Origin of the sequence: Marichromatium bheemlicum (genome assembly GCF_012276755.1) — a bacterium.
GTDB lineage: Bacteria > Pseudomonadota > Gammaproteobacteria > Chromatiales > Chromatiaceae > Marichromatium > Marichromatium bheemlicum.
In genome coordinates, this window is record NZ_JAAXKX010000005.1 from 64,579 (window position 1) to 85,753 (window position 21,175).

The 21,175-nt window shown below is 66.6% G+C and carries 14 protein-coding genes; all 14 read left to right on the top strand.

Annotated features, from left to right (window positions below):
• Position 1: 1 nt before the first annotated feature.
• Positions 2–571, top strand: coding sequence for a PilN domain-containing protein (locus tag HF203_RS05440; protein ID WP_168667414.1), 570 nt, complete (start codon positions 2–4; stop codon positions 569–571).
• A gap of 55 nt (positions 572–626) precedes the next feature.
• Entirely contained in the window at positions 627–1,241 is a 615-nt protein-coding gene (locus HF203_RS05445; protein WP_168667416.1) for a type IV pilus inner membrane component PilO, read from the top strand.
• A complete protein-coding gene (locus HF203_RS05450; protein ID WP_168667418.1) occupies positions 1,238–1,756 on the top strand; it encodes a pilus assembly protein PilP in 519 nt (172 codons plus the stop codon). The genes HF203_RS05445 and HF203_RS05450 overlap by 4 nt, the downstream gene beginning before the upstream one ends.
• A gap of 19 nt (positions 1,757–1,775) precedes the next feature.
• Positions 1,776–3,992 (top strand): type IV pilus secretin PilQ, encoded by a 2,217-nt coding sequence (locus HF203_RS05455; RefSeq protein WP_168667420.1) that lies wholly within the window; start codon positions 1,776–1,778, stop codon positions 3,990–3,992.
• 478 nt (positions 3,993–4,470) lie between these two features.
• Positions 4,471–5,004 carry a shikimate kinase AroK gene (gene aroK, locus HF203_RS05460; RefSeq protein WP_168667422.1) on the top strand — a complete coding sequence of 178 codons (534 nt, stop codon included), beginning with the start codon at positions 4,471–4,473 and terminating at the stop codon, positions 5,002–5,004.
• Positions 5,005–5,316: 312 nt separating this feature from the next.
• A complete protein-coding gene (gene aroB / locus HF203_RS05465) occupies positions 5,317–6,399 on the top strand; it encodes a 3-dehydroquinate synthase (protein ID WP_168667424.1) in 1,083 nt (360 codons plus the stop codon).
• Positions 6,400–6,765: 366 nt separating this feature from the next.
• The gene (gene gltB / locus HF203_RS05470) at positions 6,766–11,421 is read left to right on the top strand and encodes a glutamate synthase large subunit (RefSeq protein ID WP_168667426.1); all 4,656 of its coding nucleotides are present in this window, start codon (positions 6,766–6,768) and stop codon (positions 11,419–11,421) included.
• The gene (locus tag HF203_RS05475) at positions 11,414–12,880 is read left to right on the top strand and encodes a glutamate synthase subunit beta (protein ID WP_168667428.1); all 1,467 of its coding nucleotides are present in this window, start codon (positions 11,414–11,416) and stop codon (positions 12,878–12,880) included. Before gltB ends, HF203_RS05475 begins: the two co-directional genes overlap by 8 nt.
• Positions 12,881–13,046: 166 nt before the next feature.
• Positions 13,047–14,207, top strand: coding sequence for a PilT/PilU family type 4a pilus ATPase (locus HF203_RS05480; protein ID WP_168667430.1), 1,161 nt, complete (start codon positions 13,047–13,049; stop codon positions 14,205–14,207).
• A 249-nt stretch (positions 14,208–14,456) separates the two neighbouring features.
• The gene (locus tag HF203_RS05485) at positions 14,457–15,512 is read left to right on the top strand and encodes a PilT/PilU family type 4a pilus ATPase (RefSeq protein ID WP_168667606.1); all 1,056 of its coding nucleotides are present in this window, start codon (positions 14,457–14,459) and stop codon (positions 15,510–15,512) included.
• Positions 15,513–15,641: 129 nt separating this feature from the next.
• On the top strand, positions 15,642–17,318 hold the full coding sequence (locus tag HF203_RS05490; RefSeq protein WP_168667433.1) for a hydantoinase/oxoprolinase family protein: 1,677 nt from the start codon (positions 15,642–15,644) through the stop codon (positions 17,316–17,318).
• A complete protein-coding gene (locus HF203_RS05495; RefSeq protein ID WP_168667435.1) occupies positions 17,312–18,625 on the top strand; it encodes a histone deacetylase family protein in 1,314 nt (437 codons plus the stop codon). The genes HF203_RS05490 and HF203_RS05495 overlap by 7 nt, the downstream gene beginning before the upstream one ends.
• A 227-nt stretch (positions 18,626–18,852) precedes the next feature.
• Positions 18,853–19,122 (top strand): helix-turn-helix domain-containing protein, encoded by a 270-nt coding sequence (locus HF203_RS05500; protein WP_168667437.1) that lies wholly within the window; start codon positions 18,853–18,855, stop codon positions 19,120–19,122.
• The gene (hyfB, locus tag HF203_RS05505) at positions 19,119–21,131 is read left to right on the top strand and encodes a hydrogenase 4 subunit B (RefSeq protein WP_168667439.1); all 2,013 of its coding nucleotides are present in this window, start codon (positions 19,119–19,121) and stop codon (positions 21,129–21,131) included. Before HF203_RS05500 ends, hyfB begins: the two co-directional genes overlap by 4 nt.
• The last annotated feature ends 44 nt before the right edge of the window (positions 21,132–21,175 follow it).

A 21,175-nucleotide genomic window follows, 5' to 3' on the forward strand; every position in this document is an offset into this window, starting at 1 on the left:
GATGCCACGGATCAACCTGCTGCCCTGGCGCGAGGAGGCGCGGCAGCGACGTAAGAAGGAATTGGCGATCGCCGCCGGCGCGGCGCTCGGTGCGACCCTGGTACTGGCGGTACTGGTGCATCTGCACTACGACGCGCGTATCGCCCACCAGGAGAGTCGCAACCAGCTGTTGCAGCAGGAGATCGCTCAGCTCAGGCGCAAGATCCGTGAGATCGATGCGCTCGAGGAGACCAAGGCCGATCTGCTCGCGCGCATGGAGGTCATCCAGAACCTGCAGCAGAGTCGGCCCGAGATCGTGCACCTGTTCGAGGAGTTGGTGGCGACCATCCCCGAGGGGGTCTATCTCAATCGGCTCGAGCAGAAGGGGCGCGCGGTGGTGGTCGAGGGGCGGGCCCAGTCCAATGCCCGGGTCTCGGCCTTCATGCGCAATATCGAGGCATCGGCCTGGATCGGGAATCCGCGGCTGATGCTGATCGAGAACAAGGACAAGACCGGCACTGGATTGAGCCACTTCCGACTCTCCTTCGATCAGGTCCGCCCGGCGGCGGACGACGAGGAGCAGCCGGCATGAGTCTCCAGCCGACCCCTCGGGGCCAAGTGCCCGTCGGCCAACGGCGGAGATCGCCATGGATCTGAATCAACTCAACGAACTCGACCTCAGTACCATCGGTGACTGGCCGCTGCCGGCCAAGGCGGTGGTGATCGCCCTTGGTTGTCTGCTGGTCGGCGCCGCGGCCTATTACTTCGATATCAAGAACCAGCGGCTGCTGCTCGAGACCGCCGAGCGCCAGGAGCAGCAGCTGCGTTCCGACTTCGAGGCCAAGCAGCGCAAGGCCGCCAATCTCGCCGGTTATCGTCAGCAGCTCGCCGAGATGGAGGAGTCGTTCGGGGCCATGTTGCGCCAATTGCCGAACAAGACCGAGGTCGCCTCGTTGCTGATCGACGTCTCCCAGACCGGGCTGGCCAATGGGCTGGAGTTCGAGCGTTTCGAGCCCGAGGCCGAGAACAAACGCGACTTCTATGCCGAGTTGCCGATCCGTATCCGCGTCAACGGCAGCTATCATGATTTCGGGCGTTTCATCAGTGGGTTGGCGGCGTTGCCGCGGATCGTCACCATCCATGACATCGAGATCGAGCAGCCCGGCGGCGTCGAGCGTCGGCGCGGCGAACCGCGCCAGAAGCTCTCGCTCGACGCCACCGTCAAGACCTATCGCTATCTCGACGAGGGGGCCGTGCAATGAGCTGGAGGCGTATTGCGCTCCCTGGTGCCATGCTGCTGTTGCTGGGTGGCTGTGGTGGTGGGATGTCCGATCTCGAACGTTATGTCGGTGAGGTCAAGTCGCGTCCACCCCGTCCGGTCGAGCCGTTGCCCGAGATCCAGCCGATCGACAGCTTCGTGTTCGAGCCTGCTGAGCGGCGTGACCCCTTCGTGCCCGACGCCGGGCTCGATCCGCTGACCAGCGACGAGATGGACAATCAGCTGGCGCCCGACCCCAATCGTCGCAAGGAGGTGCTCGAGAGCTATGCCCTCGACGCCCTGCGTATGGTCGGTACGCTGGAGCAGGATGCGGCCCGCTGGGGGCTGGTGCGGAGTCAGGATGGCATCCTGCACCGGGTCCGGGTGGGTAACTATATGGGACTGAACAACGGACAGATCGTCAGTATCGGCGACGACGCGATCGAACTCATCGAGGTCGTCTCCGACGCCCCGGGACAGTGGCGCGAACGCAGCGCGGCCCTGGAGCTTTCCGAATGATCCTTGGAGGGGAGCCGGCATGAACGCACCAACTCAATCCGACACACGCCCCGGGTGGCCGCTGGCGCTTGGCGTGTGCCGGCCGGTCGTGGCGCTGTGTCTTCTCGTCTTGCTGCTGGTCGGGTGGACTGGCTCGGCGCTGGGGGCGGCGCTGCGCGACGTACAGTTCGCTGCCCAGCCCGGCAACCGGGTCGAGATCCAGCTCGAACTCTCGGCGCCGGTGAACCCGCCGGAGGCCTTCGCCACCGATGCCCCGGCGCGTATCGCGCTCGATTTCCCCGGGGTGACCAACGAACTCAGCGAGCGCTCGCTGCCGATCGGTGTCGGCGCCGTGCACAGCCTGGTGGCGGTGGAGGCGAGCAATCGCACCCGGGTGGTGGTCAATCTCAGCGATCCGGTGCCCTATCAGGTCAGTAGCGAGGGCAACCGGGTGCGGATCACCATCGAGACCCAGTCCGGAGCCGTCGATCCACAACCGCTCAGCGCCACGACCCGGACGCCGCCACCGGCTGCCCCGCAGACCGTTTCACGCCCGGCGCCACGCCCGATGGTGGCCAGTGGCGGGGCGGTGCGTGACATCGACTTCAGGCGTGGTGGCGACGGTGAGGGGCGGGTGATGATCCGCCTGCCCAGTGCTGCGACCCGAGTGACGGTGCGCGAGCAGGGGCAGCGGGTGCTGGTCGAGCTGCACGACAGCTCATTGCCGCGGCGTTTGTTCCGACGGCTCGATGTGGTCGATTTCGCCACCCCGGTGGTGGCCGTCGAGTCACGCCCGCGCGGGCGCAATGTCGAGGTCGCGGTGGAGACCGGCAGCGACTACGACTACATGGCCTATCAGACCGACGACCTCTTCACCCTCGATTTCCGCCCGTTGACCCCGGCGGAGAAGGAGCAGCAGCTGCGCAGCAAGGTCGTCTACGAGGGCGAGCGGTTGTCGCTGAATTTCCAGGACATCGAGGTGCGCGCGGTGCTGCAGGTGCTGGCCGACTTCACCGACCTCAACCTGGTGGCCAGCGATACCGTCGCCGGCAACATCACCCTGCGCCTGAAGAATGTGCCCTGGGATCAGGCGCTCGACATCATCCTCAAGACCAAGGGGCTGTCGATGCGTCGCACCGGCAACGTCATCATGGTTGCGCCGACCGAGGAGCTGGCCAGCCAGGAAGAGCTGGAGATGCGCTCGATGCAGAAGATCGAGGAGTTGGCACCGCTGCGCTCGGAGTTCATCCAGGTCAACTACGCCAAGGCCGCTGATCTCGCGCGCTTGCTCAAGAGCGAGGAGAACCAGCTGCTGACCAAGGATCGCGGCAACGTCACCGTCGACGAGCGCACCAACACCCTGCTGGTGCAGGACACCGCCGCGCGGCTCGAGGACATCCGCAGCATCGTCACCCGGCTCGATGTACCGGTGCGCCAGGTGATGATCGAGTCGCGGGTGGTGATCGCCGAGAGCAACTTCGCCCGCGACCTCGGCGTGCGCTTTGGGCTGTCGACCTCGATGGGCGCCTCGGGCAATCATGAGCTGATGATTGCGGGCAACCGGCCCGGTACCTTGGAGATCGGCGGTTTCGACAAGGGGCCATTCGGGCTCAACGTCGAGACCGGTCAGCCCTACAACTCGGGCATCATCGACGAGGACGACCACCAGACCCTGATGGTCGACCTCGCCGCCCCCAACCCCTCGGGCGCGGTCAACTTCCTGATCGGCAAGGTCGGCTCCTATCTGCTCCAGCTCGAGCTCTCGGCGATGCAGCAGGAGGGGCGTGGCGAGATCATCTCCAGCCCGCGGGTGATCACCTCCGATCAGCACCAGGCGACGATCAAGGTCGGTCAGCAGATCCCCTATCAGACGGTGTCGCAGAACGGTACCCAGACCGAGTTCAAGGACGCGGTGCTGCAACTCGACGTCACCCCGCACATCACCCCGGACGATCGGGTGATCATGGACCTGATGGTCAACAAGGACGCACCCAACTACACCAACGAGACCCCGGATGGTATCGCCATCGACACCCGCTCGGTGGAGACCTCGGTGCTGGTCGACAACGGCGAGACCGTGGTGCTCGGTGGTGTCTACGAGCGCACCCGCGGCTTCAGCAAGGAGCAGGTGCCTTGGTTCGGTGACATCCCGGTGGTGGGGCGACTGTTCAAGCAGGAGTTGCGCGAGGACAAGAACAACGAGCTGCTGATCTTTGTGACCCCCAAGATCCTGCGTGGCGATCTCGCGCGGCGTTGACGGCGCCTCTGCCGGGGTCGCTACATCCCCCATCTTTCCCGGGGGCGCGGGCGTTTTTTTCGCGCATCCGGGACGCAACTTATCCCATGGGGCTAGAATGTCGCGCGAGCTGGGCGTTGTCCCGCCCCGCTGATGGAGGCGCTCGGCCCGTCCTGCCGTGCCCGGGAGCGCGTGCGCGCCAGGGCGGCTGGTTGGTCCTCCATGTCATCCGAGGTCTGCCCGGGGTGCCGGTCTCGTGCCAGGGACGGGGCACGGCGAGCCGTCGTCGTCACCGCCCGCACCGAGCTGTCGCCGCGGTCCTCGTTCCTATGTTTCTGCAGCTCGAGCAGGCGCTGGCGCGCTGTCCGCTGGTGCGTCCGGTTCGCCATGTGATCCACCGTCGTCCGCCGTCGGTTCGCGCTGCGCGCTCATCCAATCGATGCGAGAGGGGGACGCGAACCCGCCCGCGTCGTACAGACAACCTGGCATATCTTTCGTTATGATCCGTGCACAGAACATCTTCATCGTCGGCCCGATGGGGGCCGGAAAAAGTACCGTCGGACGGCAGCTCGCCGAGGCACTCTCCTATACCTTCAAGGACAGTGATCAGGAGATCCAGCGCCGTACCGGGGTCGATATCCCCACCATCTTCGAGTTCGAGGGCGAGTCGGGCTTCCGTGCCCGCGAGCGTCAGGTCATCATCGACCTGATCGCCGGTGAGCGGATGGTACTGGCCACTGGCGGGGGAGTGGTCCTCGACCCCGAGAACCGTCAGGACCTGGCCGCCCGTGGTGTGGTCATCTATCTCCACTGCAGCGCCGAGCAGCAGCACGCGCGGACTGCTCGCGACCGCAATCGCCCGCTGCTCGATACCGAGGAGCCGCTGCAGCGGCTGCGCGAGCTGATGGAGGAGCGTGAGCCGCTCTACCGCCAGGTCGCCGACATGGTGGTGACCACCGAGAAGCGCGGCACCGGCTCGGTGGTCAAGGAGATCGTGCGGCGGCTCGAGGAGGGTGCGACCGGCGTCCTCTGATTCCTCCATACTTGGGGTCGAACCCTATCGAATCGTCGGTCTCGGATGTCCGTCGTGACAGCCGCTGCCGCGGTGGAGGGTAGGCGCAGACGATTGCAAGTCGGCGCCAGACCGCTAAGATGCCAATGAGACCGATCATCAACCCGTGCGCGCGCATCTCTCGCGCCAGCCGTTCCCAGGACCGGGGAGGCCCCGGTCGCTGACGCCTCACGCCATCCCGTCACCGCCCCGCTGTGTCTCGCGCCGGCGCCTGCGGTGGCGGGGACGACGAGCCGGCGCCGGGGTGTGAGCCAACCCGCCGAGAGCTGCCTTATGACCAGAACCCTCGAAGTCGATCTTGGGGACAGAAGCTACCCGATCCACATCGGTCCCGGACTGCTCAATGACCCCGTGCTCTACCGCCCCCACATCCGTGGCCGGCAGGTGATGATCGTCACCAATGAGACGGTGGCTCCGCTCTATCTGGCCCCGCTGCACGAGGCACTCGCTGGCCTCGATGTGCGCGAGGTGGTGCTGCCCGATGGTGAGCAGTACAAGACCCTGGAGGTGTGGAACCGCATCTTCGATGCCCTGCTCGATGCCCGCTTCGCCCGCGACTGCACCCTGGTGGCGCTCGGTGGCGGGGTGGTCGGTGACATGGCCGGTTTCGCCGCCGCCTGCTACCAGCGCGGCGTCGCCTTTATCCAGGTGCCCACCACGCTGCTCTCCCAGGTCGACTCCTCGGTCGGCGGCAAGACCGGGATCAACCACCCCGCCGGCAAGAATATGATCGGCGCCTTCCATCAGCCGCTGGCGGTGATCGCCGACACCGAGACCCTCGACACCCTGCCCCAACGCGAGCTCTCGGCCGGTCTGGCCGAGGTGCTCAAATACGGCCTGATCCGCGATTGCGCCTTCCTCGACTGGCTGGAGTCGCACATGGCCGAGCTGCTCTCGCGTGATCGCGAAGCGCTCGCCCACGCCATTCGTCGCTCCTGCGAGATCAAGGCACAGCTCGTTGCCGAGGACGAACTCGAGTCGGGGCAGCGTGCCCTGCTCAATCTCGGCCATACCTTCGGACACGCGATCGAGACGGCCGCAGGCTATGGCAACTGGCTCCATGGCGAGGCCGTCGGTGCCGGCATGTGCATGGCCGCCGACCTCTCGGCACGCCTCGGCTGGTTGGCCGAGGCCGATGTCGAGCGGGTGCGCCGGCTGGTGGTCTGTGCCGGGCTGCCGACCGAGCCGCCTGCCGAACTCGATGCCGAGCGCTTCCGCGCACTGATGGCCGTCGACAAGAAGGTGCTCGACGGGCGGCTACGCTTGGTGTTGCTGACCGCGCTTGGCGAGGCGGTGATCAGCGATACGATCGATGACGAACCGCTGCTGGCCACCCTCTCGGCGCGACGCCCCTGACACGCCCATCGCCCACGTGGCGTGATCCCCGGGGTGGGATCAACAGTAGCGTGTAGCGGGGTTCGCGGTTATTATTAGGGGTTCGCGATTTCAACCCGGCCTGGTCGCTGGGGTTCGCATGCCTCGAACCCCGCTCGCCGAACACTGGCACCGGCGGCCCGTGTCGACGCGCTCCGGACACCCTGGAGATCGCGCGCCGAGCGTACTCGTTAACGAGCGGACCTGCTCTCTGGATCCAGGACACAGGATTGTGGCGCCACCCGTACAGCGGTTGGTACGCGCCCTGGTGCTCGATGCCAGGGCCTTCCCGTCCGCGGTCGCGTCGACAGTCGGAATCATTTACCCCAGGTATCAACGAGGTCAGCGATGAGCCTTCGTGCCTTGCCTCCTGCACAGGGTCTCTATGACCCAGCCAATGAGCACGACGCCTGCGGCGTCGGCTTCGTCTGCAACATCAAGAACGAGAAGCGTCACGCGATCGTTCAACAGGGACTCGAGATCCTCGAGCGACTGACTCATCGTGGTGCCGTCGGCGCTGATCCCAAGGCCGGCGACGGTGCCGGTATCCTGGTGCAGATCCCCGACGACTTCTTCCGCGCCGTGGTCGATTTCGAGCTGCCGCCGGTCGGTGCCTATGGTGTCGGTATGGTGTTCCTGCCCCAGGACGCTGCTGCACGCGCGCGCATGGAGGAGACCGTCACCCGTCATCTCCGTGAGGGTGGTCAGCACGTGCTCGGTTGGCGTGATGTCCCGGTCGACAACAGCTCGCTCGGTGAGAGTGTGCTACCGAGCGAGCCGGTGGTCCGTCAGGTGTTCGTCGGCTGCGGTGACAACTGTCCCGACCAGGATGCCTTCGAGCGTCGGTTGTTCGTCATCCGCAAGCGGATGGACAACGAGATCCGCAGCGCCGGCTTCGACAAGACCGCCTACTACGTGGTCTCGCTGTCCTCGCGCACCATCAACTACAAGGGCATGTTGCTCGCCGACCAGGTCGGCAAGTACTACCTCGATCTCGGCGACGAGCGTTTCGCCTCGGCCCTGGCCCTGGTGCATCAGCGCTTCTCGACCAATACCTTCCCGACCTGGGACCTGGCGCAGCCGTTCCGCATGATCTGCCACAACGGCGAGATCAACACCGTGCGCGGCAACGTCAACTGGATGGCCGCGCGTCGTCACACCATGCGCTCGGAGATCCTCGGCGACGACCTCGACAGCATCTGGCCGCTGATCCCCGAGGGACAGTCCGACTCGGCCTGCTTCGACAACGCTCTCGAGCTACTGGTGATGGGCGGCTACTCGCTGGCCCACGCGATGATGATCCTGATCCCCGAGGCGTGGTCGGGTAACAAGCAGATGGACGCCGAGCGGCGCGCCTTCTACGAGTACCACGCGGCGCTGATGGAGCCCTGGGACGGTCCGGCGGCGGTGGCCTTCACCGACGGTCGCCAGATCGGCGCTACCCTCGACCGCAACGGCCTGCGTCCGGCGCGCTACCTGGTCACCAACGACGACATGGTGATCATGGGCTCGGAGATGGGCGTGCTCGACATCGCCGAGGAGCGCATCGTCAAGAAATGGCGGTTGCAGCCGGGCAAGATGTTCCTGATCGATCTCGAGCAGGGGCGCATCATCGACGATGCCGAGATCAAGGCCGAGCTGGCCGGCGCGCAGCCCTACGGCGAGTGGCTGGGTAAGACCCAGATCCACCTCGACGAGCTGCCCACCGACGTCGCCCCGATGGCCCCCGACGCGGCCACCCTGCTCGACGCCCAACAGGCCTTCGGCTACACCCAGGAGGACCTCAAGTTCCTGCTTGCGCCGATGGTCACCAGTGGTCAGGAGGCGATCGGCTCGATGGGCGCGGACAACCCGCCCTCGGTGCTGTCGAGCCGTCCCAAGCACCTCTCGACCTACTTCAAGCAGAACTTTGCCCAGGTCACCAACCCGCCGATCGACCCGATCCGCGAGGAGCTGGTGATGTCGCTGGTGTCGCTGATCGGTCCGCGCCCCAACCTGCTCGGTCTCACCGAGATGGGCAAGCACTGGCGCCTGGAGGTCAACCAACCGGTGCTGACCAACCAGGACCTGGAGCGGGTGCGTCACATTGAGGATAACTGCGGCGGCGCCTTCCGCACCACCACCCTGCACATGGTCTATGCCTCGGGCGAGGGCGCTGCGGGTATGGACAGCGCGCTCGAGCGGTTGTGCAAGGAGGCCGAGGATGCGGTGCTCGCCGGCTACAACATCCTTATCCTCTCCGACCGCAACATCAATCGTGACTACATCGCCATCCCGGCGTTGTTGGCGACCTCGGCGGTGCATCACCACCTGATCCGTCGCGGGCTGCGCACCAGCTCCGGTCTGGTGGTCGAGACCGGAGCGGCGCTCGAGGTGCACCACTTCGCCACCCTCGCCGGTTACGGCGCCGAGGCGATCAACCCCTATCTGGCCTTCGACACCATCGAGTCGATGCTCGCCGGGCAGACTGACGCGCCGAGCTTCGAGGAGGCGCAGTCGCGCTACATCAAGGCCGTCGGCAAGGGGCTGAAGAAGGTGATGTCGAAGATGGGCATCTCCACCTTCCAGTCCTATTGCGGTGCACAGATCTTCGATGCCGTCGGGCTCAACAGCGGTTTCGTCGAGGCCTACTTCACCGGCACCCCGACCACGGTCGAGGGCGTGGGGCTGGCCGAAGTCGCCGAGGAGGCGGTGCGCTGGCACGCCCAGGCCTTCGGCGACGAGCAGATCTATCGCAAGCACCTCGATGTTGGCGGCGACTACGCCTTCCGGCTGCGTGGCGAGGAGCACATCTGGACCCCGGACAGCATCGCCAAGCTGCAGCACGCCACCCGCGCCAATGATGCCAACACCTTCGCCGAGTTCTCGCGCCTGATCGACGAGCAGAGCGAGCGGTTGCTCACCTTCCGTGGGTTGATGGACTTCAAGTTCGCCGAGACCCCGGTGCCGCTCGACGAGGTCGAGCCGGCCAAGGAGATCGTCAAGCGCTTCGTCACCGGCGCCATGTCCTTCGGCTCGATCAGCTATGAGGCGCACTCGACCCTGGCCAAGGCGATGAATGCCATCGGCGGCAAGTCGAATACCGGTGAGGGTGGCGAGGAACCCGAGCGCTTCAACCCGCTGCCCGATGGCTCGACCAACCCCGAGCGCTCGGCGATCAAGCAGGTCGCCTCGGGGCGTTTCGGTGTCACCACCGAGTACCTGGTCAACGCCGACGACATCCAGATCAAGATCGCCCAGGGCGCCAAGCCCGGCGAGGGTGGTCAGCTGCCCGGTCACAAGGTCAACGCGCAGATCGCGCGGGTGCGCCACTCGACCCCGGGTGTCGGCCTGATCTCGCCGCCGCCGCACCACGACATCTACTCGATCGAGGATCTCGCCCAGCTGATCCACGACCTGAAGAACGTCAACCCCAAGGCGCGCATCTCGGTCAAGCTGGTCTCCGAGGTCGGTGTCGGTACCGTGGCCGCGGGCGTGTCCAAGGCCCATGCCGATCATGTCACCGTCTCCGGCTATGACGGCGGTACCGGCGCCAGCCCGCTGACCTCGATCAAGCACGCCGGCTCGCCCTGGGAGATCGGCCTCGCCGAGACCCACCAGACGCTGGTCCTCAACCGCCTGCGCGGGCGTATCTCGGTGCAGGTCGACGGCGGCATGCGCACCGGTCGCGACGTGGTCGTCGGCGCGTTGCTCGGTGCCGACGAGTTCGGCTTTGCCACCGCGCCGCTGATCGTCGAGGGCTGTCTGATGATGCGCAAGTGTCACCTCAACACCTGCCCGGTCGGTGTCGCCACCCAGGATCCGGAGCTGCGCAAGCGCTTCACCGGCAAGCCCGAGCACGTCATCCGCTACTTCTTCTTCGTCGCCGAGGAAGTGCGTCAGCTGATGGCCCAGCTCGGCTTCCGCACCATCGACGAGATGATCGGTCGCTCCGATCGTCTCGAGATGCGTCGCGCCATCGATCACTGGAAGGCACAGGGGCTCGACTTCTCGCGCCTGCTGGCCAAGCCCGAGGTCGGTCCGGAGGTCGCGATCTACAACACCGAGCGCCAGGACCACGGGCTCGACCAGGCGCTCGACAACACCTTGATCGCCCAGGCCGCACCCGCGCTCGAGCGCGGCGAGCCGGTGCGCATCGAGACCCCGGTGAAGAACTTCAACCGTTCCTTCGGCGCCATGCTCTCAGGCCGCGTCGCCGAGCGCTATGGTCACGCCGGGTTGCCCGACGGCACCATCCACATCAAGGCCAAGGGAACCGCTGGCCAGTCCTTCGGCGCCTGGGTCGCCCACGGCATCACCGTGGAACTCGAGGGGGAGGGCAACGACTACGTCGGCAAGGGGCTCTCGGGTGGACGCATCGTCATCTACCCGCCGGCCGAGTCGGCCATCGGCAAGGCCGAGGAGAACATCATCGTCGGCAACACCGTGCTCTACGGTGCGATCAACGGCGAGTGCTTCTTCCGCGGTGTCGCCGGCGAGCGCTTCTGCGTGCGCAACTCCGGCGCCGTGGCGGTGGTCGAGGGCGTGGGCGATCACGGCTGCGAGTACATGACCGGTGGTGTCACCGTGGTGCTCGGTCCGACCGGGCGCAACTTCGCCGCGGGCATGTCCGGCGGTGTCGCCTACGTGCTCGATGAGGACGGCAGCTTCGCCGATCGTTGCAACCTGGCGATGGTCGAACTCGAGCCGATCACCGCCGAGGACGACGCACTCGAGGCTCGCGACCACCAGGGTGGCGACCTCGAGACCCATGGACGGGTGGACCTCAGCCGCGACATGACGTGTCACGACGCGTTACGTCTCAAGCAGCTGATCGAGAAACACCTGCACTACACCAACTCTGCGGTGGCACAGCGCATCCTCGACGACTGGGCGGTCTGGCTGCCGAAGTTCGTCAAGGTGATGCCGGTGGACTACCGTCAGGCACTGGAGCGCATGCGCGCTAGCCAGAGCCGTCCGCCGCAGTCGAACAAGCAGCTCAAGGGGATCGTCGACCATGGGTAAGCCGACCGGTTTCATGGAATTCGACCGTCGCGACCGGCGCTACGAGCCGGCCGGCGATCGTGTCGTCCACTACAACGAGTTCGTCATCCCGCTGACCGAGACCGAGGTCCGCGAGCAGGGTGCGCGCTGCATGGACTGTGGTATCCCCTTCTGTCACCAAGGGTGCCCGGTCAACAACATCATCCCGGACTGGAACGATCTGGTGTACCGGGGTGACTGGCAGGCGGCGATCGAGGTGCTGCACTCGACCAACAACTTCCCCGAGTTCACCGGTCGGATCTGTCCCGCACCCTGCGAGGCCGCGTGCACGCTCAACCTCCAGGACACCCCGGTGGCGATCAAGACCATCGAGTGTGCGATCGTCGACAAGGCCTGGGAGGAGGGGTGGATCAAGCCCCAGGTGCCCGAGCGGCGCACCGGCAAGCGGGTCGCCGTGGTCGGCTCCGGACCGGCCGGTCTGGCCGCCGCGCAGCAGCTCGCCCGTGCCGGTCACAAGGTCTCGCTCTACGAGAAGCAGGACCGCATCGGCGGCCTGCTGCGCTACGGTATCCCCGACTTCAAGCTCGACAAGCGCCTGATCGACCGGCGCATGGCGCAGATGCGTACCGAGGGCGTGGAGTTCCACACCAACGCCCACATCGGTGTCGACATCTCGGTGGCCGAGTTGCGCGAGCAATACGACGCGGTGGTGCTGGCCGGCGGCTCGGAGAAGCCGCGCGACCTCGACGTCCCCGGGCGCAGCTTCGCCGGTATCCACTTCGCCATGGACTTCCTCGCCCGCAACAGCAAGCGGGTGCAGGGCTCCCACGTCCCCGACGACGACTTCATCAGCGCCGAGGGCAAGCACGTGGTGGTGATCGGTGGTGGTGACACCGGTTCTGACTGTATCGGCACCTCCAACCGTCACGGCGCCAAGTCGGTCACCCAGGTCGAGATCCTCGATCGTCCGCCGGAGTGCGAGGACAAGTCCCTGACCTGGCCCAACTGGCCCAACCGCATGCGCACCTCCTCCTCCCAGGAAGAGGGTTGCGAGCGGATGTGGAACGTCGCCACCAAGGGCTTCGTCGGCGACGCCAACGGTCAGGTGACCGGGGTGCGCTACAACCTGGTGCGCTGGGAGCGTGATGCCGACGGTCGCTGGCAGATGCACGACGTGCCCGGCACCGAGGGCGAACTCAAGGCCGACCTGGTGCTGCTGGCGATGGGCTTCGTCCACCCGGTGCACGAGGGCATGCTCGCCGAGCTGCGCGACGCGGCCGGGCTCGAACTCGATGCCCGCGGTAACGTCAAGGGCACCACCGAGGGGCCCGAGGCTTACCGCACCAGTGTCGACGGTGTGTTCGCCGCCGGCGACATGCGTCGCGGCCAGTCGCTGGTGGTGTGGGCGATCCGCGAGGGTCGACAGTGCGCCCGCGCCGTCGACGAGTGGCTGATGGGCTGCTCGGACCTGCCGCGCTGAGTGTCGCCGCCTCTCCCGGTGTGTCCGGGGCGAGGCGGATCGCTCCCCCAGGAGAAGCGGCCCGTGAGGGCCGCTTTTTCGTTGTCCACATCCCGGTCACGGGCAGGGTCTTGTCCGCACCGCCGAGGTGATAAACTCGATGCCTCCGTACCAACGAGGTATCGCCATGGATCGCCAACAGGCCGCGCGTTTCATGCTCGACTGTCTACGCAAGATGGTCGCCAAGAAAGGCTCGGACCTCTTCATCACCGCCGGTTTCCCCCCCGCCTGCAAGATCGACGGTCGTCTCACCCCGATCGGTGATCAACCGCTGACTGCCGCCCAGACCAACATCCTCGTGCGCTCGATCATGAACGATCGACAGATCCGCGACTACGACACCCACAAGGAGTGCAACTTCGCGATCCACCCCCAGGACATCGGTCGTTTTCGCGTCAACGCCTTCGTCCAGCAGGGCAAGGGTGGGGCGGTGCTGCGGACCATCAACGCGCGCATCCCCTCGGTCGACGAACTCAAGCTACCACCGGTGCTGCTCGACATCGTCATGGCCAAGCGCGGCATGGTGTTGCTCGTCGGCGGCACCGGCTCGGGTAAGTCGACCTCGCTAGCGGCGATGGTCGGACACCGCAACCAGGAGACCTATGGTCATATCGTCACCATCGAGGATCCGGTCGAGTACGTCCATCCCCACGGCAACTGTCTGATCACCCAACGCGAGGTCGGGGTCGACACCGAGAGCTGGGAGGCGGCGCTGGTCAACACCCTGCGCCAGGCCCCGGACGTCATCCTCATCGGCGAGATCCGCAATCGCGAGACCATGGAGCACGCGATCAACTTCGCCGAGACCGGCCATCTCTGCCTCTCGACGTTGCACGCCAACAGCGCCAACCAGGCGCTCGATCGCATCATCAACCTGTTCCCCGAGGAGCGGCGCGCGCAGCTGTTGATGGATCTCTCGCTCAACCTCAAGGCGGTGATCTCGCAACGGTTGCTGCCCTGCACCGATGGCGGACGCATCCCCGCCGTCGAGGTGCTGATCAACTCGCCGTTAATCCAGGACCTGATCTTCAAGGGCGACGTCAGCGGCATCAAGGAGGTGATGAAGCGCTCGCGCGAGCAGGGCATGCAGACCTTCGACATGTCGCTGTTCGATCTCTACGAGGCGCGCAAGATCAGCTACGAGGACGCGCTGCGCAACGCCGACTCGATGAACGAGCTGCGGCTGATGATTAAGCTCCAGGGGCAGGAGGCACGTAGCAAGGACCACTTTGAGCCGGTCGATCGGCTGTCGATCCTCGACGAGGGCGACGAGCCTCCGTTTCGATAGGTGCGGGCATGCCTCATCCCTGGTGTCTGGCTGGGGGCGTGGGCGTGGCCGCTAGGGGGTTGATCGAGGGGCGGTTTTTGGGAGTGGGCCGCGGTTCGCGCGGCGTGTGCGTCGGCGCCGTCGGGCAAAACCCATTGACGCGGAACGAAGATAAATGCATAAGGATATAAGAATTCCTTTATAAGTTAACCCTGCAATTATTCTGTCTTTACGGCGCGCCCGCGCTGAGACCCGGAGCCCGACATGGCGATGGATATCACCCCCTACCTCGAGATGATGATCCGGCACAACGCCTCCGATCTCTTCTTCACCCCGGGCATGCCTGTGAAGATCAAGATCGAGGGCGTCATCCGCTCGATCGGTGAGACCCCACTCACCCCGACGGTGTGTCGCGAGGCGCTGGCCTCGCTGCTCGATCCGGCCAAGGCACGCGAGTTCGAGGAGGAGCTGGAGGTCGATTTTGCCGTCGCACTCGACAATCGTGCCCGCTTCCGCGTCAACGCCTATCACCAGCGCGGCTATCCCTCGATGGTGCTGCGCTACATCCGTACCGCCATCCCCACCTGCGACGAACTCGGCCTGCCGCCGGTGCTGCCGAAGCTGATCATGCATCGACGCGGCATCATCCTCATGGTCGGTGCCACCGGCTCGGGTAAGTCGACCACCCTCGCTGCGATGCTCGATCACCGCAACGCCAGCGCCCCGGGCCACATCATCACCATCGAGGACCCGATCGAGTTCGTCCACCCGCACAAGCAGTGCATCGTCAGCCAGCGTGAGCTAGGGCTCGATACCAAGAGCTACGCTAAGGCGCTCAAGAGTGCGCTGCGCGAGGCCCCGGACGTGGTGCTGATCGGCGAGATCCGTACCCGCGAGACCATGGAGGCGGCACTCGAGCTGGCCGGCACCGGCCACCTGGCCGTCGCCACGCTGCACGCCAACAACGCCTATCAGGCGATGGAACGGGTCGTCAACCTGTTCCCCCAGGCACAACACAAGACGCTGCAGATGGACCTCTCGGTCTATCTGCGCGCGATCATCTCGCAGCGTCTGGTGCGGACCCAGGCCGGGTCGCGCTGTGCCGCGATCGAGGTCATGGTCAATACCCCGCACATCGCCGACCTGATCCGCGACGGGCAGGTCGACGCCCTTGGACAGGCGATGCAGCAGAGCAACGAGGAGGGCATCCGCACCTTCGATGATGCGCTGCTCACGCTCTATCGCGACGGCACCATCTCGCTGCAGGAAGCACTCGACAACGCCGATTCCGCCGCCAACCTGGAGGCGAGGATCCACTTCGGCTGACCCGGATGGACTCGGGGCGACCACAGCGGTGACGGGCCCATCCCGCACCTCAACGATCAACTGGCGGCGCTGGCGTCGCCCGCTATCCAGCCCTGGGGACACAGACCGGGCTCTCTCGCGGAGGAATGGATGATCATCGGACTGGACGTCGGCGGCACCCACGCCGACATCGTCTTGCTCGGTCCCGACGGGGTGCGCGCGCGCGCCAAGGTCGATACCGATCCCGACGACCTGGGCGTGACCCTGCTCGAGGCCCTCGATCGGGTGCTGCACGCCACCGAGCCGAGCGCGGTGCGTCGGGTGGTGCTCAGCACCACCCTGACCACCAACGCGGTCGTCGGTGCCGGTCTTGCCCCGGTGGGCATGCTGGTGTGCGCCGGTCCCGGGGTCGATCCCGAGCTCTATCGCACCGGTGAGCACTATGCCGTGGTCCAGGGTGCGATCGATCACCGTGGCCGTGAGATCACGCCGCTCGATCCCGCGCAGATCGATGCCTGCGCCGAGCGTTTCGCCGCCGCCGGGATCCGCTATGTCGGCGTGGTGGGCAAGTTCTCCACCCGTAACCCGAGTCACGAACTCGGTATCGCCGAGTGTATTGCCGAGCGTTTCGAGCGGGTGTTCACCGGGCACCGGGTCTCCGGGCAGCTCAACTTTCCGCGGCGCATCGCCACCACCCATCTCGCCGCCTCGGTCTATCCGCTGCACCGCAACTTCTACGAGGCCATCGCCGAGGCGCTGCGCACCCGTGGGGTGAGCGCCCCGGTGCACCTGCTCAAGGCCGATGGCGGCACCCTGTCGTTGGCCGCCTCGCTCGACACCCCGGCCGAGACCGTGCTCTCGGGGCCGGCGGCGAGCGTGATGGGGGCCATCCCGGTGGCGCCTGCCGACGAGGACGTGGTGGTGCTCGACATCGGCGGTACCACCACCGAGATCGCCCTGCTCAGTGGAGGTTCGCCGTTGCTCGAGCCGCTCGGCATCACCATCGGCAACACCCGGACCCTGATTCGTGCCCTGCTCAGTCGTTCGATCGGGGTCGGTGGCGACAGCGAGGTGCGCGGTGTCGAGGGCAAGATCAGCATCGGGCCGCGTCGGCTCGGCGCGCCGCTGGCGCGCGGCGGTCCGGCGCTCACCCCGACCGACGCGCTGATCGCCCTCGGTGAGAGCGAACGCGGTGACCCGGCGGTGGCCGCCGCCGGGGTGGCCGAACTCGCCGCCGCGCTCGGCTGTGAGCCGGAGATGGCCGCGCGTGCGGTGATCGATCATGCCTGTCGGCGGATCATGGCCGCCATCGACGCCCTGGTCGACAAGGTCAACGGCGCGCATGTCGACACCATTCACGAGCTGCTCGACGGGCACCGTATCCGCCCGGCGCGGATCCTGGTGCTCGGCGGCCCGGCCGAGTCGCTGGCCCCGCACCTGGCGCGGCGCAGTCAACTGCCGGTCGATCTGGTGCCCGATTCGGGGGTGGCCAACGCCATCGGCGCGGCGATGGCGCGCCCGACCGATGCCCTGAGCCTGATCGCCGACACTGAACAGGGCTGGGTGAGCTGCTCCGGGAGCGACCGGCAGTGGCGCTGCGATCGCGGCTATCGGCGCGAGCAGGCGCTGGAACAGGCCCGGGCATTGCTCTTCGAGCGTCTTGGTCCCGAGGCCGGTACCCCCGAGCTGGAGGTGGTCGAGGACCTCGAGTTCAACATCGTCCGGGGCTTCTCCACCGTCGGGCGCAACATCCGTCTGACCCTGCAGGTCAAGCCCGGACTGCTCGAGCCCTTCACCCCGCAACATATCAGGAGCATGGCATGTTGAGTGCCAGACACCAGACCGGGCTGGTCCTCTTCCCGGCCTTCGACTGGGCGATCGAGGCCACCCATCCCGAGCGTGAGGAGCGCCTGCTCTACACCCGCGATCAGATCTGCGAGGAGGGGCTGCTCGACCTCGAGGGTGTGCGCGAATATCGCCCCGAGCCGGTCTCCGAGGCCGACGTGCAGCGGGTGCACTTCTGTTTGCCGGGGGTCGATGCGGTTGCCGGTGAGTCGCATCGCATCGCCGCCGGCGGTGCCCTGACCCTGGCGAGTGCCTGGCATGCCGGTGAGATCGAGCGCGGCTTCGCCTTGGTGCGCCCGCCGGGTCATCACGCCCAGCGGGTGATGCACGGTGGGCGCGGTTTCTGCGCGATCAACAACGAGGCGATCATGATCGAGGCGCTGCGTCAGCGTCACGGCATCCGCCGCGTCGCCATCATCGATACCGACTGCCATCACGGCGACGGCACCCAGGACATCTACTGGCACGACCCCGACGTGCTCTTCATCTCCATTCACCAGGACGGGCGCACCCTCTACCCCGGCACCGGCTTCATGGACGAGCAGGGCGGTCCCAACGCGGTCGGCGCCACGGTCAACATCCCACTGCCGCCGCGTACCTCGGACGCCGGTTATCTGGAGATCGCGCGCGACACCGTGTTGCCGATCCTCGAGGACTTCGAGCCCGAGCTGGTGATCAACTCCGCTGGTCAGGACAACCACTTCGCCGATCCGCTCACCGACATGGATTTCAGCGCCCGTGGCTATGCCGAGCTGACCCGGCTGCTCGCCCCGGACCTAGCGGTGCTCGAGGGGGGGTACTCGATCGAGAGCGCGCTGCCCTACATCAACATGGGCATCTTGCTGGCGATGACCGGGTTGGAGAGCGACCACGTCGTCGAGCCCTATCGCCGGCCCTCGGGGGGGGTGCAACCCGAGGAGATCACCGAGACGGTGCGGCGTATCGGTGCCCGGACCCGCGCCGCCTGGGCCAAGCGCGCCCAACGCCAGGCGCAGCTCCACGCGGTCAGCGACGAGTGCGCCCACCGCACCCGTGAGATCTACTACGACACCATCGATGTGTTCGAACAGCAGCACGAGGCGGTGCGGCTGTGCCGGCATTGTGGTGGTGCGCTGCGCATCGCCACCCGCATCGGCGACGGTCCGCAGACGCTCGCCGTGCACGTCCCGCTCTATGCCTGCGATGACTGCCGCCGCACCGCGCTGCGCTGGTTCGAGCAGGCGCCCGACGAGGGCTTCACCGCCGCCTTCCTCCAGGACCGTCCCGCCGATCGCTATCTGATGCGCTGATCGGCGCCGCCGCGCGCGCCGTGGCGGGCTATCATCTTCTCCTCGCACGCATTGGTACCCCCGGCCTGCAGCCCGCAGTTCGGGCGTGCCCGCGTGCCTCTGTGACCCGAACCGATCCATCTCGCCAAAGTGAAGGATGGATCATGATTTTTAAAGTCAAAGCCTTGCATAAAGCTAGTTGGTACTACTAAGCTAATGCATAGACTGTTATTAGTGATGTTTAAAACATGATTACAGCCGCGCAACTTCGTGCCGCCCGCGCCCTGCTGGGCCTCGATCAACGCCGCCTGGCCGAGGCCGCGGGTCTGTCGCTGCCGACCATCCAGCGCATGGAGGCCAGCGACGGCCAGGTGCGTGGCAATGTCGAATCCCTGGTCAAGGTAGTCGAGGCGCTCGACCGCGCCGGTATCGAGCTGATCGGCGAGGGCGCGGTCAGTGCCGGCGGCGGGCGCGGGGTCCGTCTCAAGATCATGCCACCCGACGACGATCGTCCATGAACATACATCCAGCCTTTCTCCTGGCCCTGCTGGCGCTGACCCTGGCGCTGGCCTCCTCGCTGGTCGCGTTGCCAGCCGCACGCTGGCCGCGGGCGCTGCGTTGGGCGTCACTGCCGCTGCTCGCCCTCTCCGGGGTGGCGGCGAGCGGCGCCGGGCTCTGGGCCCTGATCGAGGGGCTCGACCTCGGTCTCACCTTGCCCCTGGGCCTGCCCTGGTTGCCCTGGCACCTCCAGCTCGACGCCCTGGCCGGCTTCTTTCTCGCGCTGATCGGTATCCTCGTCACCGCCGCCGGTATCTATGGCCCGGCCTATGTGCGCGGGCTGGAGAACGGGCGCGAATCACTGGCCGCGCTCGGCGGCTTCAGCGGGCTGTTCGTCACCGGCATGCTGCTGGTGGTGCTCGCCGCCGACGCCTTCCTGTTCATGGTGGCCTGGGAGCTGATGTCGCTGGCCTCCTACTTCCTCGTCGCCTTCCACCACGACAACCCGGCCAATCGTCGCGCCGCCTTCCTCTATCTGTTAATGGCCCATGTCGGCGGGCTGGCGATCCTGCTCGGCTTCGGCGTGCTCGCCGCCTTCGCCGGCGGCTTCGAGTTCGAGCTGCTGCGTGGCGCGGAGCTGTCGACGCTGTGGGCGAGTCTGTGCTTCGCCCTGGTGCTGCTCGGCTTCGGCATGAAGGCGGGGCTGGTGCCGCTGCACGCCTGGTTGCCCGAGGCGCACCCGGTGGCGCCTTCGCACATCTCGGCGCTGATGTCCGGGGCGATGCTCAAGGTCGCCGTCTACGGCTTCGTGCGCGTGGTCTTCGACCTCATCGGCCAGTTCCACTGGCAGTGGGGCGTGGTGGTGCTGGTGGCCGGTAGCCTCTCGGCGCTCACCGGGGTGTTGTTCGCGATGATGCAGAGCGACCTCAAGCGCCTGCTCGCCTACTCCTCGGTGGAGAACCTCGGCATCATCTTCATCGCCCTCGGTCTGGCGCTGTTGTTCATGAGCACCGGGCATCCGACGCTGGCCGCGCTGGCCTTCGTCGCCGCGCTCTATCACGCCATCAACCACGCGCTGTTCAAGGGGCTGCTGTTTCTCGGCGCCGGTGCGGTGCTGCACAGCACCCACGAGCGCGATCTCGAGCAGATGGGCGGGTTGCTGCGGCGCATGCCCTGGACCGGGCTGTTCTTCCTCGTCGGCTGTGTCGCGATCTCGGCGCTGCCGCCGCTCAACGGCTTCGTCTCCGAGTGGCTGACCTTCCAAGCCGCGCTCCAGGCCTGGCAGCTCGACAGCGGTGTGCTGCGTAGTCTGATCCCGATCGTCTCGGCGGTGCTCGCACTCACTGGCGCGCTGGTGGCGGCCACCTTCGTCAAGGTCTATGGCGTCGCTTTCCTCGGTCAGGCGCGCTCGCGTCATGTCCGCCGGGCGCGGGTGGTGCCGATGGGGATGCGTTTGGGCCAGGGCTTGCTGGCCGTCTTCTGCGTGCTGCTCGGGGTACTGCCGACGCAGGTGATCGCGCTGCTCGACCCGGTCGCCGAGGCCGTCTTCGGCACCGGATTGCCGCAGGCCGCCGCCGGCGGTTGGTTGTGGCTGACCCCGGTCTCGGCCGAGACCGCCAGCTACAGCGCGCCGCTGTCGATCCTGCTGCTGGCGCTGATCGCCGGGGTGGCGATCCTGTGGGCGCGGCGTGGTCGGGTACGGCGGGTGCGCCGCTGCGACCCCTGGGACTGTGGCCTGACCCCGCCGACGCCGCGGATGCAGTACAGCGCCGCGTCCTTCGCCCAGCCGATCCGCCGCGTGTTCGCGCTCGCCTTCGTGCTCGATGAGCGCAAGCCGACGGCCACCGACACCCGGCCACGCTATCGGCTGCGCATTGCCGACCGTGCCTGGTCGCTGCTCTATATGCCGCTGGCACAGGCGGTGGAGTCGGCTGCGCGCCGGGTGGTGCTGCTGCAGTCCGGAAACGTACGGGTCTATCTGGGCTGGACCCTGGCGACATTGCTGGTGCTACTGTGGATCATCTCCTGATCATGGTGGCGCGCGTCCCTGCTGAACCCGGTGCCGTCGCGCCC

What these genes read in the sequence shown, in the direction of transcription:
- HF203_RS05440 (WP_168667414.1), top strand. Translation starts at nt 2, where the DNA reads ATGCCACGGATCAACCTGCTGCCCTGGCGCGAGGAGGCGCGGCAGCGA.
- HF203_RS05445 (WP_168667416.1), top strand. Translation starts at nt 627, where the DNA reads ATGGATCTGAATCAACTCAACGAACTCGACCTCAGTACCATCGGTGAC.
- HF203_RS05450 (WP_168667418.1), top strand. Translation starts at nt 1,238, where the DNA reads ATGAGCTGGAGGCGTATTGCGCTCCCTGGTGCCATGCTGCTGTTGCTG.
- HF203_RS05455 (WP_168667420.1), top strand. Translation starts at nt 1,776, where the DNA reads ATGAACGCACCAACTCAATCCGACACACGCCCCGGGTGGCCGCTGGCG.
- aroK (WP_168667422.1), top strand. Translation starts at nt 4,471, where the DNA reads ATGATCCGTGCACAGAACATCTTCATCGTCGGCCCGATGGGGGCCGGA.
- aroB (WP_168667424.1), top strand. Translation starts at nt 5,317, where the DNA reads ATGACCAGAACCCTCGAAGTCGATCTTGGGGACAGAAGCTACCCGATC.
- gltB (WP_168667426.1), top strand. Translation starts at nt 6,766, where the DNA reads ATGAGCCTTCGTGCCTTGCCTCCTGCACAGGGTCTCTATGACCCAGCC.
- HF203_RS05475 (WP_168667428.1), top strand. Translation starts at nt 11,414, where the DNA reads ATGGGTAAGCCGACCGGTTTCATGGAATTCGACCGTCGCGACCGGCGC.
- HF203_RS05480 (WP_168667430.1), top strand. Translation starts at nt 13,047, where the DNA reads ATGGATCGCCAACAGGCCGCGCGTTTCATGCTCGACTGTCTACGCAAG.
- HF203_RS05485 (WP_168667606.1), top strand. Translation starts at nt 14,457, where the DNA reads ATGGATATCACCCCCTACCTCGAGATGATGATCCGGCACAACGCCTCC.
- HF203_RS05490 (WP_168667433.1), top strand. Translation starts at nt 15,642, where the DNA reads ATGATCATCGGACTGGACGTCGGCGGCACCCACGCCGACATCGTCTTG.
- HF203_RS05495 (WP_168667435.1), top strand. Translation starts at nt 17,312, where the DNA reads ATGTTGAGTGCCAGACACCAGACCGGGCTGGTCCTCTTCCCGGCCTTC.
- HF203_RS05500 (WP_168667437.1), top strand. Translation starts at nt 18,853, where the DNA reads ATGATTACAGCCGCGCAACTTCGTGCCGCCCGCGCCCTGCTGGGCCTC.
- hyfB (WP_168667439.1), top strand. Translation starts at nt 19,119, where the DNA reads ATGAACATACATCCAGCCTTTCTCCTGGCCCTGCTGGCGCTGACCCTG.